General features: G+C 63.9%; 10 protein-coding genes. 4 read left to right on the top strand and 6 right to left on the bottom strand.

The window, feature by feature from the left end:
- Positions 1–27: 27 nt before the first annotated feature.
- Positions 28–813 (bottom strand): exodeoxyribonuclease III, encoded by a 786-nt coding sequence (locus tag G7044_RS10200; protein ID WP_166328568.1) that lies wholly within the window; start codon positions 811–813, stop codon positions 28–30.
- Between G7044_RS10200 and G7044_RS10195 the strand changes: the two genes are divergently transcribed.
- A complete protein-coding gene (locus tag G7044_RS10195; protein ID WP_235931247.1) occupies positions 788–2,254 on the top strand; it encodes an MFS transporter in 1,467 nt (488 codons plus the stop codon). The genes G7044_RS10200 and G7044_RS10195 overlap by 26 nt on opposite strands.
- Before the next feature lie 190 nt (positions 2,255–2,444).
- Entirely contained in the window at positions 2,445–3,086 is a 642-nt protein-coding gene (locus G7044_RS10190; protein WP_166328566.1) for a LysE family translocator, read from the top strand.
- A 132-nt stretch (positions 3,087–3,218) separates the two neighbouring features.
- Here the strand turns inward: G7044_RS10190 and G7044_RS10185 are convergent, their stop codons facing one another.
- The gene (locus tag G7044_RS10185) at positions 3,219–3,905 is read right to left on the bottom strand and encodes a response regulator transcription factor (protein WP_166328564.1); all 687 of its coding nucleotides are present in this window, start codon (positions 3,903–3,905) and stop codon (positions 3,219–3,221) included.
- A gap of 123 nt (positions 3,906–4,028) precedes the next feature.
- Here G7044_RS10185 and ribA point away from each other — a divergent pair, with 123 nt between their 5' ends.
- Entirely contained in the window at positions 4,029–5,087 is a 1,059-nt protein-coding gene (gene ribA / locus G7044_RS10180) for a GTP cyclohydrolase II (RefSeq protein ID WP_166328562.1), read from the top strand.
- The gene (locus tag G7044_RS10175; protein ID WP_328803836.1) at positions 5,084–5,626 is read left to right on the top strand and encodes a L,D-transpeptidase family protein; all 543 of its coding nucleotides are present in this window, start codon (positions 5,084–5,086) and stop codon (positions 5,624–5,626) included. Before ribA ends, G7044_RS10175 begins: the two co-directional genes overlap by 4 nt.
- Before the next feature lie 14 nt (positions 5,627–5,640).
- Here the strand turns inward: G7044_RS10175 and G7044_RS10170 are convergent, their stop codons facing one another.
- The 4 genes from G7044_RS10170 to G7044_RS10155 form a co-directional block, all read right to left on the bottom strand.
- A complete protein-coding gene (locus tag G7044_RS10170; protein ID WP_166328560.1) occupies positions 5,641–6,030 on the bottom strand; it encodes a hypothetical protein in 390 nt (129 codons plus the stop codon).
- Between the two features lie 65 nt (positions 6,031–6,095).
- A complete protein-coding gene (locus G7044_RS10165) occupies positions 6,096–9,434 on the bottom strand; it encodes a M10 family metallopeptidase C-terminal domain-containing protein (protein WP_166328558.1) in 3,339 nt (1,112 codons plus the stop codon).
- Between the two features lie 442 nt (positions 9,435–9,876).
- Complete coding sequence (locus G7044_RS10160) at positions 9,877–10,161, bottom strand: GNAT family N-acetyltransferase (RefSeq protein ID WP_166328556.1); 285 nt, start codon at positions 10,159–10,161, stop codon at positions 9,877–9,879.
- 9 nt (positions 10,162–10,170) lie between these two features.
- Positions 10,171–11,268: an NAD(P)-binding domain-containing protein gene (locus G7044_RS10155; RefSeq protein ID WP_207630266.1), complete on the bottom strand. Its 1,098-nt coding sequence runs from the start codon at positions 11,266–11,268 to the stop codon at positions 10,171–10,173.
- Between the last annotated feature and the right edge of the window lie 323 nt (positions 11,269–11,591).

Genomic DNA, 11,591 nt, shown 5'->3' with positions numbered 1-11,591 from the left:
CGTCAGACGCCCCGGCGAAAGGGGCGCCTACAGATCGAAGCTGGCCAGCACCGGAACATGGTCCGAAGGCTGGTCCCAGCCGCGCACCGGGCGCAGGATGCGGCTGCCATGGCCGGCATTGGCGATATCGGGCGTGGCCCAGATGTGATCCAGACGGCGGCCCTTGTCAGCGGCGTCCCAATCCTTGGCGCGATAGGACCACCACGAATACAGCAGACCCGAGGGGATATCCTTGCGGGTGATGTCCACCCATTTGCCGGCATCCTGCGCCGCGCCCAGATGTTCGACCTCGATGGGCGTGTGGCTGACGATCTTCAGCAATTGCTTGTGCGACCACACGTCATCCTCGCGCGGGGCGATGTTCAGGTCACCGACCATGATCGAGCGCTGCGGATTGTCGGCATGAAAGGCGTCGCGCATCTCGGTCAGGAAATCCAGCTTCTGGCCGAATTTCAGATTGACCTCGCGGTCGGGAATGTCGCCGCCTGCCGGCACATAGAAGTTATGAATGGTAACGCCGTTTTCCAGCCGCGCGGCCACATGCCGGGCATGGCCAAGCCCCGCATAGTCGCGATCGCCCGCGTCTTCCAGCGGCAGCCGCGACAGGATCGCCACCCCGTTATAGCCCTTCTGCCCGCGCGCGACCATGTAGCGATAGCCGAGCGCCGCAAACCCATCCAGCGGCACCTTGTCCACGGGGGACTTGATCTCCTGCAGGCACAGGATGTCGGGCGCTTCCTCGCGCAGCAGGCGTTCGACCAGCCCCGCGCGAAGACGGACCGAATTGATGTTCCAGGTGGCAATGGTGAACATGGGCAGCCTTTCTGTCAGGGCCGAAAACGTAACGACACATTCCCTGACTGTCGAGTGCGGCAAGATTACCCTTTGTCTGCTGCAACTTGGCCGTTACAAGACTGCATCCGACGAAAAGGGCAGGATGCGCATGACCATCGACGAGGCATTGGCGCAAGGCGGCGCCGGCAGATTTCAGAAACGCCTGCTGGGCATATTCGGGCTGGTCTGGGCCGCCGATGCCATGCAGGTCATCGCGGTGGGCTTTGCCGCGCCCTCGGTCGCGGCGACCTTTGGGCTGGAACGGGCCGCAGCGCTGCAGATCGGCACCCTGTTCTTTCTGGGCATGTTCGTTGGCGCCTTTGTCTTCGGCAGGGTGGCCGACCGCTGGGGCCGGCGCAATGTCCTGCTGCTGACGGTGGCGGCGGATGCGGTCTTTGGCCTCGCCTCGGTCTTTGCGCCCAGCTTCGAGATGCTGCTGGTCCTGCGCTTCCTGACCGGGGTAGCGGTGGGCGGCACCCTTCCCGTCGATTACGCGCTGATGGCAGAGTTCCTGCCACCGAAGAACCGCGGCCGCTGGCTGGTGATACTGGAAGGTTTCTGGGCCGTGGGTACCATCGTTGTGGCGCTGACGGCATGGATTGCGGCAAGCTATGGCGCCGCGGCACCGTGGCGCTGGATCTTCCTGATCGCGGCACTGCCTGCGCTGATCGGGGTGTTCCTGCGCCTGTGGGTGCCGGAATCGCCGATGTTCCTGCTGAAATCCGGCCGCGGGGACGAGGCGCTGCGCGTCGTCAACCGCGTCTTGTCCGCCAATGGCAGCCCAACCCTGCCCCCCGACACCCCGCTGACCCTTGTCACCCCGCCCGAAGGCGCGCCGCAGTCGATGTTTGCGCCGGGGCTTTTCAAGCGCACGGTCGGCATCCTGGCGGTGTGGTTTCTGGTCTCGCTGTCCTATTACGGGGTCTTTGTCTGGGTGCCGGGCTGGCTGGCCAATGAGGGCATGGGCTGGGTGCGCGGTTACGGCTTCCTGGTCATCCTGGCGCTGGCGCAGGTGCCGGGCTATGCACTGGCGGCATATGGCGTGGAACGCTGGGGCCGCCGGCCGACGCTGATGGGCTTCCTGCTGCTTTCGGCGCTTGCCTGCTTCCTGTTCACGCTGTCGATGAACCCGACACTGGTCGCGGCCTCGCTGCTGATCATGAGCTTTGCGCTGCTGGGATGCTGGGGGGCGCTTTATGCCTATACGCCCGAACTGTATCCCACGAACCTGCGCGGCACGGGCATGGGCACGGCCTCGGCGGTGGCGCGGCTGGGCGGAATCTTCGCGCCGACGCTGCTGACCTTCGCCTTCGCCAAGGGCTTCGGCTTCGCCATCGGCGTCTTCGCGGCGCTGCTCGTGCTGGCGGCGGTGGCACTGCTGCTGGTCAGGACGGAGACGAAGGATCGGGCGATCGGCTAAGCCCACCCGGAAAAGAAATGCCCCGGCGCAACGCCGGGGCAAAGAGAGACAAGGTAGGTTGCGTGATCGTATCCGCCGATCACTGGGCTTCACCGCATTAACTCGCAACTGCCAGTGCAGTTCCAAAGCGCCTTGCCGGCCCGCAACTCTCGGATAATATGCGCCCATTCACCGATCTCAGGGTCGCCACATGGACAGTTTCACCCCTCTTTTTTCCTATGCGGCCGCACTTGCCGTGGCGGCGGCCATTCCCGGCCCCGGCGTGGCGGCACTGGTCGGTCAGGCGCTTGGCAACGGGCTGCGACCGGCCATGTTCTTCCTGGCCGGAATCGCGCTTGGCGATGTCGCATGGCTGACCGTCGCAGTCGCCGGACTGGCCGCGCTGGCGCAGGTCTTTGCCGGCGCGCTTCTGGTCATCAAGCTGATGGGCGGGGCCTATCTGGTTTGGCTGGCATGGAAGTTCTGGACCACCGATGCCAGCATTGTCCGCGCCCAGGGCGCCCGGTCGCAGGACGGGCTGCGGTCGATGCTGGCGGGTTTTACGCTGACCCTCGGCAATCCCAAGACGATCATCTTCTATATGGCGCTGCTGCCAGCGGTGCTGGACCTGCGACAGGTGCATCCGACGGAATGGAGCCTGCTGGCATTGCTGACGGTGCTGGTCCTGTTCGCGGTGCTTTCGCCCTATGCTGTGCTGTCGGCGAAGGCGCGCGGAATGATGAAAAGCAGCACGGCACTGGCGCGGATCAACCGCACCGCCGCCGGGATCATCGGCGCAGCGGGAATGCTGATCCTTGGACAGGCGGCGCAAACGTTGACGCGCCGGGCCTGAGCCGAGAAAAAAGAAACCCCGGCATTCCGCCGGGGCCAGTCGAGACAGGGAGGGTGTGGCCGCATCCCCGGCCACTGGGCTTCGTGGGGATAACCCCGCCCGGCGAAACCGGTTCCCTGCGATTCGTCGCTATCATGCGATCAGCCGATATCCGCCGCTTTCGGTCACCAGCAGCCGCGCGTTCGAGGGATCGGGCTCGATCTTCTGGCGCAGGCGATAGATATGCGTCTCCAGCGTGTGGGTGGTGACACCGGCATTATAGCCCCAGACCTCGTGCAGCAGCACATCGCGGGCGACCACGCCATCCTGCGCGCGATACAGGTATTTCAGGATGTTGGTTTCCTTTTCGGTCAGTCGGATCTTGCGATCCTTTTCGTCGACCAACATCTTCATCGCCGGCTTGAACGTATAGGGGCCAAGCTGGAAGATCGCGTCCTCGGACTGTTCATGCGTGCGCAGCTGCGCCCGCAGCCGGGCGAGCAGGACCGGGAACTTGAACGGCTTGGTGATGTAATCATTGGCACCGCTGTCCAGACCCAGGATCGTGTCCGCGTCGGTATCGTGCCCGGTCAGCATGACGATGGGGCATTTGACGCCCTGCTTGCGCAGACGCTTGCACAGCTCGCGCCCGTCGGTGTCGGGCAGACCGACATCCAGCACCACAAGATCGAAGATCGCGGCCTTGCTGCGCTCGACCGCCTCGGCGCCGGTGCCGGCCTCGAACACGTCGAAATCCTCGGTTGCGACCAGTTGCTCGGCCAGGGCTTCGCGCAGGTCTTCTTCATCGTCCACCAGCAGAATCTTTTTCAGTCCGGCCATGCTCTTGCCTCCTTTGGCGTTGTGGCGCAAAGCTGAGGCCCCACGCCCGCGGCGTCCAGCGATGTTGCGAAATCCTCACGCGCTGTTGTCGAAGGGCGGCCAAATGTTTCAGTTTGTTTCAAGATGAGCCTGCTTCCGACCCTTGAAGAACAGATCTTCCGCGCCCGCGCCGACCTGCGCATGGGGCTTGCGGTGGCCATTGACGGCTGGATCGCGGCCTCGGTCGAAACCCTGCGTCCCGACCGGCTGGCGGCTATCTGCGCGCTTGGCACGCCCGTTCTGGCGGTGACTGCCCGCCGGGCCGAGACGCTGAAGGCCCACGCCTATGACGGCGATCTGGCCCGGATCGAGATCCCGAAAGATGCCGGTCTGACCTGGCTGCGCGATGTGGCCGATCCATCGGCCGACATGATGTCGCCGCTGAAAGGCCCCTTCCGCACCCTGCGCGGCGGCGATACCGCGCCACATCTGGCGGCCATCGCGCTGGCGAAATCGGCGCAACTTCTGCCGGCGATGCTGATGGTCGAAGTCCCCGCGCCCGAAGGCATGCCCCGCCTGCCCGCCGCAACGGTACTGGACACACTCGCCGCCGAATCCATCCTGCATCCGGTCGCGGCGGCGCGCCTGCCGCTGGAATCCTCGGTCCGGTCGCGGCTGCATATCTTCCGCCCCGAAGACGGCGGCATCGAACATTACGCGGTCGAAATCGGAGAGCCGGACCGCGACGCCACCCCGCTGGTGCGCCTGCATTCGGCCTGCTTCACCGGCGACGTGCTGGGCAGCCTGAAATGCGATTGCGGGCCGCAACTGCATACCGCGCTGGCGACCATGGGCGAACTGGGCGAGGGCGTGCTGCTATACCTCAATCAGGAAGGCCGCGGCATCGGGCTGGCCAACAAGATGCGCGCCTATGCGCTGCAAAATCAGGGATTTGACACCGTCGAGGCCAACCACCGCCTGGGCTTCGAGGATGACGAGCGCGACTTTCGCATCGGCGCCGAGATCCTGCGCGAAATGGGCATCAAGCGGGTCCGGCTGATGACCAACAACCCGCGCAAGGTGGCGATGCTGCAATCCCACGGGATCGAGGTCGTCGAGCGTGTCCCGCTGATCCTGCCCACGAACCGCTTCAATCAGGGCTATCTGGCGACCAAGGCGGAAAAATCCGGGCATCTGCTGTGAGCGCGATTACCCTGACCCCGCAGGGGCTGCGCTTCCTGAACCGAAGGATCCCCTGCAGCATCGGCCGGGGCGGCGTCACCACAACCAAGCGCGAGGGCGACGGCGCCACCCCGGCAGGCACCCTGCACATCGCCGAGCTGTGGTTCCGCCCCGACCGCCTGCCACCCCCGGCCCCTTGGGCGCGACCCATCGGACCCGGCGATCTGTGGTGCGACGACAGCGCCCATCCGGCCTATAACCTCCACGCCCGCGCGCCTTTGGCCGCAAGCCATGAACGGCTGCGCCGCGCTGATCCGCTTTATGACATCATCTTGACGACCGACTGGAATTGGCCGCTGGCGCTGCCCGGCCACGGCTCTGCCATCTTCCTGCATCAGTGGCGCAGGCCCGGCTTTTCGACCGCAGGCTGCATCGCGATGTCGCGCGCGAACCTGATCTGGCTGGCTGCGCATGCCGCGCCGGGGACGCCGCTGGTCATCCCGTCTTCATTGCCAAAATACCTCGGGGCGCGGCGCGGCGCCGCCGAAACGCGCGTCTGAAGGGCGCGCGGGCGTCAGTACATCACCGCATACATGGTGATCGCCACCGGCTCGCCCGGGGTGAAGGGGGCGCTGCCGCGCGCCAACAGCCAGCCATCCGCGCGTTCCAGCGTGGCCACGATCTCGGTGGGGGCCGCGCTTGCGCGCGCTGGCAACGACATCGAGAACTCGACCGCGCCGGCCTTTCCGTCGCTGTCCATCTGGGTCGCACTGCCGGCGGCCTTGGCGACGGCGGCACCCTCGATTGCAAGATTGATCCGGCCCTTCGGGATCGGCGCGCCGCCCTCATAGGTGACGGTGCCGCGAATATCGGGCGATTGCGCGACGACGCCGCTTGCAACGGCGGCGGCGGCCGTGGTGCCGGCGGCCAGAAGGATGGTGCGGCGGTCGGTCATGCGCTTCATCGAAACTCCCTTATGTGGTTGCCAGCCCGGCGGTTAGGCGGGGGGCCTGCGCCCCCCCGACCCGCTCAGACGACCCAGAAATCGTCACTCGACAGCGACAGGTTTCTGGCCAGCCGGGCGAACTGGACCGCGGCCTCTGCCCCCGAGCCATCCGCATCATAGGACAAGGCGCCGCTGTCGGTATCATAGAGGATACGGTCACCCGCGTCCTGCGCCGTCCCGGCCGAGCTTCCGTGGAAGCTGCCAAAGCTCAGCGCGCCCTCATCACCCAGTTCGGTGAAGATGCGCAGATCCAGCAGGATCAGGTCCTCGTCCACGTCGAAATCGGTGATCCGGTCGATATTGCCGGCCCCCAGTTCGGTCGAGAAGCGGAAGGAATCCTCATCCGCGCCGCCGATCAGGGTATCGGCCATCAGCCCGCCATCCAGCAGGTCGGCACCGCGACCACCCACCAGCCGGTCATTGCCCGACACACCCGGCGCGGCAGGCGCGACCGGGAAATCAACCGACACGTTCAGCGTATAGGTTGATCCGTCGGGGACCGATTCCGACCAGCCGCTGGGGTCGGGCGAATCCGGATCCCAGCGGCCTTCGAGGATATAGTAGGTGCCGGTTTCCGGCACGACAAAGACCGTGCTGGAATCGCGGGTGGAGGTCGAACCGGGATCACCGCCGCCATCGTCGTTTTGCGCAACGATATTGCCGTCGCTGTCCAGCAGCCGCAGCCAGCTGTCATGCACATTGGGATCCGCGATGCCGTCAATGTCGATGGACAGGACCGTGCCCGCCGCTAGGTCGATCTTGTAATATCCGCCCTGACCGTTGCCGGTGGCATTGACCGTGGTGTGCAGAACGGTGGTCGAATCGAAGATATTCGGGTCCGCCGTCAACGAGAAGTTGTCCGAAATATCGAAGGCCGTCGCCATCGAGTTATTGGTCGCATCCGGCCCCAGCGTGGCATAGCCCGTGCCCATTCCGGGCGTCGGCAGCGGTTCGCCCTGATAGGCAAAGTCGCCCTGCAGCACGTCGTCGCCATTGCCACCGCGAAGGACGTCATTGCCGCCCTGCCCGGTCAGCGTGTTGGCGGCGCCGTCGCCCCTCAGCCGGTCATTGTGGCCCGAACCGGCCAGGTTCTCGATCGAGGAATAGGTGTCGCCCTCGGACCTGCCGCGCGCAAGGTTCAGGTTCACGCCGCGCGTTGCATCGGCGTAATCGGCGGTATCGCTGCCCGCGCCGCCGCGCAGGATATCGGCGCCTGCGCCGCCCGCCAGCCGGTCATCGCCCGCGCCGCCCGACAGTTCGTTGCGGTTGCCATCACCGATCAGATAGTCGTCGAAGGACGAGCCCTGCACGTTCTCGATCCCTGCCAGAATATCGTGGCGGATGGTGGTGCCACGCCCGACGATCTGGACCGGGCCATCGGCGTCGCCACCGCTGGCAGTACCGTTGACCAGATCGACCGTGACCCCGGCCACGCTGCCGGCATAAACGGCGGTGTCGATGCCCGCCCCGCCGTCAAGATAGTCCTGCCCGGCGCCGCCGATCAGCGTGTCATTACCGTCCTCGCCATACAGGATGTCGCCGTCATTGCCGCCATCCAGGATGTCATCGCCAGCGCGGCCATTGAAGACGTCGCCACCGCCCCGGCCCCAGAAATGGTTGTCGGCGTCTGTGCCGATAAAGCGGTCGATGCGGTCATCCGAGCCGATCAGGTTTTCGATGCTAAAGAAGGTATCGCCCGTGGCGGTGCCGCCATTGGCCACGTTCGTTTCAAGGTTCACCAGCAGCTGAAAGGGGCTTTCCATGCTGAAATCGACAGTATCGGTGCCCGCACCGCCGCGGAAGATATCAACCCCATCCTGACCGCGCAGCACGTCATCGCCGGCTCCGCCGTCCAGCAGGTCATCGCCGGCCCCGCCCATGATGGTGTCATTGCCGCGCCCGCCATACAGGGCGTCATTGCCATCGTCGCTTTCGGTCTGGTCTTCCAGATCGGCAATGTCGATGGTGTTGTTGATGTCGCGGCTGGCAAGCGAGTCGCGCCCGCCGATAATCAGGTCATCGCCATCCAGCCCAAGGATGGTATTGCCACCAGCGCCACCGTCCAACGTGTCGCCCTGATTGGTGCCAACCAGAACGCTGCCCAGCGTGCCGCCCGGATTGGTGGGCGTCGGCGTGGGTGTCGTGGCGGGCGGTGTAGCGGTGCCGTTGACATAGATGATGTTCTCGACATTGGCGACGCGGCCCAGCCGGACGCCACTGTTCAGCACGATGATGGTGTCGTTGCCGCCATTGGCCTCCTCGCGGACGATGTCATCGGCGGAATCGACGAAATAAGTGTCATCGCCGCCATAGCCGGCCATGCTGTCAGCGCCGCCCCGGCCGTCGATCGTATTGTTGCCATCATTGCCGATGATCACATCGGCGAAATCGCTGCCGATGCCGTTTTCAACGTAATATTCGGTCTGATCGGCATTATGGCCGGCGAAGATCGAGACATTGTTGCTGTGCCCGTTCACGCTGGAAAACTGGCCCGCGCGCAGATCCAGGATCGTGCCCGCGGTCGAGCCGGAAAAGTCCACCGTATCGGTACCGCCGGTATCGTGGATGACGAATCCGATATCATGCTGCAGCCCTGACGAGGTCAGCTGATAGCCATATTGGCTGCTGTTGAAGCCATAAGTGTTATCGCCGGTGTTCAGGTCGATGGTCTGATAGGTGCGCACCCCGTCCGCATCCACGGTCGAGAAGAAGCGCCGGATCGTGGCCTCGATATCGGCCATCAGCGGGGTTGATGCCGACCAGCGGGTATCCTCGCCCACGTCGATGCCATCGAAATATGACATGACGCTGTATTGCTGGCGGTCATAAATCCAGGTGGCGTTGTTCAGATAGTTGATCTGGACGCCGCCCGGGCCGCTGTAATTGTACAGGCCCGGATGGTTCAGGCCAAATTCATGGCCGAATTCATGGATGAAGGTGTCGAAAATATAGCCGCCAATATCTGTCTCGGCCTCGGTATCGTGGAAACGCTGGCCGACACTGACAAAGCGGTTGCTGGAATAGGCGCTTCCGTCGCTGGACTCGCCGATTTCGGGGCTGACGACCTGCATCCAGTCCGTCGTCGGATCCCAAGGCGCATCATCGACGATCTCGAATTGCAGCGGCGTGACCGAAGACCACATCGTCAGCGCGCCAATGGCCGCAGCCTTGTAATCGGGGTGGTCGTTCAGCTCGGTGACGTTGATGCGCAGCGGGTTGGCTGCGATGGCCGGTGTCAGGCTGCGATTGAGGGCGCCGAGATAATCGAGGAAGGCGTCATAATCGTCGCTTTTGCCGAACGGATTGTCCGGCGTCTGGTCGTTAATCCACCATTGCGTGCTGGTCTGAGTTGAAGACGGCATCTTCCATGCTCCCTGCTTAAAACAACCCTGAATAGTCAAGAATGCAAAAGTCCGGCATCGCCGACGAGTGGTCGGCGCTGTGAATCTTGTTCGATACGTTTATTGTTTGGGTTGATAATGCTCACCGAATTTCGGTGTGTCCACAACTTTCATTGCTGTGCACATCAAGAATAATTTAATATATACAGTGAGTTATAAATGGTTAACGCGTCATCGGCGAAAGTCAGCTTATTGGCCTGCGATTTTTGCCAACCGTGCCTGCCGCAACGGCACCGCGATTCCGGGACGTAATCCGATTGGGCGCCGACTCCGCCAAAGCATGGCGCTGTCTCAACCCAGGGGTGAATTTCATTGCCATCAAGAAGCCGGCATCGTGGCCCATTTCGGCGGGGAATCGCCCCACCCGGCACCGGCCCGTTGCGATGCGCTGAACGGCTAGGCCTCAGCCGACGACGATATCGTCATGGTTGCGATGGGTGGCATAGAAGCGCTGCATGAAGCTGCAGCGCAACACCGCCTTGCGCCCCGAGGCCCGGATCAGGTCGAAGGTGCCGGTCGCCAGCTTGGTGCCGATCCCTCGCCCGCCGTATTCAGACGGGACCTCGGTATGGGTCAGCACCAGATTGCCGTTCTCGTCGATCTGGTAATAGGCGGCGGCGATATCCTCGCCCTCCAGCGGCAGTTCAAAGCGGTGTTCCGCGACGTTTTCGATCACAGTATCCGACATGATTGTCCCCTATTGCGGTTCAGCAGGCGCAAGGCCCAGATGGTCGACCAGTTCCTGCGCCGCCGCAGCCCCGGCTCGGTTCGCCCCAATGGTCGAGGCGGAAGGTCCGTAGCCGACCAGATGCACGCGCGGATCGCGCTGAACCTGCGTCGCCAACCGGCCGGTCATGACAATGCCGCCGTTCTCCTCGCGCAGTTGCAGGGGTGCGAGATGATCCAGCGCGCTGCGAAAACCCGTGGCCCAGATGATGACATCCACCGCTTCTTCGCGCCCGTCTGGCCAGCGGATGCCGATGGGGGTGATTTCGGAAAACATCGGCTGGCGGTTCAGCACGCCGCGCGCATCCATCGCGTTGATGGCCGGGCTGCGCGGGATGCCGGTCACCGAGACGACAGAGCCGGGGATCAGCCCCTGCCGTACCCGTTCCTCGACCCGCGCGACGGCGGCGCGGCCGTCTTCGGGGGTAAAGTCGGTATCGCGAAATTCGGGCGGCCGCCGCGTCACCCAAATTGTATCAGCGACTTGCGACACCTCGTCCAGGATCTGCAGGGCCGAAATCCCCGCCCCTACGATCACCACCCGCTGACCGGCAAATTCGCCCGGCACGTGATAGTCATGCGTATGGATCTGGCGACCCTGAAACAGTTCGCGACCCGGATAATAGGGGATCTGCGGCGCATCCCAGGTGCCGGTGCCATTGATGATGCCGCGCGCCGAGAAGGTCTCGTGATCGGTTTCCACCCGCAGCCGGTCGCCACGCCCGCAGACCATCTGCACCGTGACCGGGCGATAAACCGGCAGGTGAAAGCGTTTCTCATAAGCCCTGAAATAGGCAGGCACGGCCTCTGCCGCGCGAACCTCGGTCTGGCCGGGATCCAGCACCTCGGCAAAACCCATGCCGGGCAGGTCATGCACACGATTGACCGTCTTCATGGTCAGCGATGGCCAGCGGAACTGCCACGCCCCGCCCGGTTGCGGCGATTTGTCGAGAACCAGGTAGCCGCGGCCACCCACAAGCCCCAGCCGCCGCAGATGATAACCCGCCGAAAGCCCGGCCTGACCGCCACCGATCACCAGGATGTCGATCTTGTAGGCAAGATTGCTCATCATCTTCCTGCGCGATTACCTTGACTCTCCCGCCCAGAATGACGGCGCAACCGGCCGCAGGCAAGGCAGCACGCGGCGGGCAGAAAGCCCATCGCCTTCGGTCAAAACATCCCGCGCCGGAACGGTCAGACATGCCTTGGACCGTGGCGCCAACCCTGCCCGAAATCGAGTTATCCCTTCTTTAGAATCAGCTGATGCGTTAAAATCAGCAGGTGCTTAACCAGGTGCCCCCACATTTTCGAAACAACCTGACGTTTTCGAATAGGCGAATTCGCCGTGTCCATTTCGTTCAGCAAATCTCCCCCCAATGGGGGGACGGCTGC

Source organism: Paracoccus xiamenensis, assembly GCF_011308835.1.
GTDB classification, from domain to species: Bacteria; Pseudomonadota; Alphaproteobacteria; order Rhodobacterales; family Rhodobacteraceae; genus Paracoccus; species Paracoccus xiamenensis.
This window is presented reverse-complemented; position numbering and strand designations above follow the sequence as displayed.

Bases quoted from the DNA above. Each gene is read 5' to 3' on its own strand.
- G7044_RS10155 (WP_207630266.1), bottom strand. From the start codon at position 11,268: ATGAGCAATCTTGCCTACAAGATCGACATCCTGGTGATCGGTGGCGGT.
- G7044_RS10200 (WP_166328568.1), bottom strand. From the start codon at position 813: ATGTTCACCATTGCCACCTGGAACATCAATTCGGTCCGTCTTCGCGCG.
- ribA (WP_166328562.1), top strand. From the start codon at position 4,029: ATGAGCCTGCTTCCGACCCTTGAAGAACAGATCTTCCGCGCCCGCGCC.
- G7044_RS10185 (WP_166328564.1), bottom strand. From the start codon at position 3,905: ATGGCCGGACTGAAAAAGATTCTGCTGGTGGACGATGAAGAAGACCTG.
- G7044_RS10170 (WP_166328560.1), bottom strand. From the start codon at position 6,030: ATGAAGCGCATGACCGACCGCCGCACCATCCTTCTGGCCGCCGGCACC.
- G7044_RS10195 (WP_235931247.1), top strand. From the start codon at position 788: ATGTTCCAGGTGGCAATGGTGAACATGGGCAGCCTTTCTGTCAGGGCC.
- G7044_RS10190 (WP_166328566.1), top strand. From the start codon at position 2,445: ATGGACAGTTTCACCCCTCTTTTTTCCTATGCGGCCGCACTTGCCGTG.
- G7044_RS10165 (WP_166328558.1), bottom strand. From the start codon at position 9,434: ATGCCGTCTTCAACTCAGACCAGCACGCAATGGTGGATTAACGACCAG.
- G7044_RS10160 (WP_166328556.1), bottom strand. From the start codon at position 10,161: ATGTCGGATACTGTGATCGAAAACGTCGCGGAACACCGCTTTGAACTG.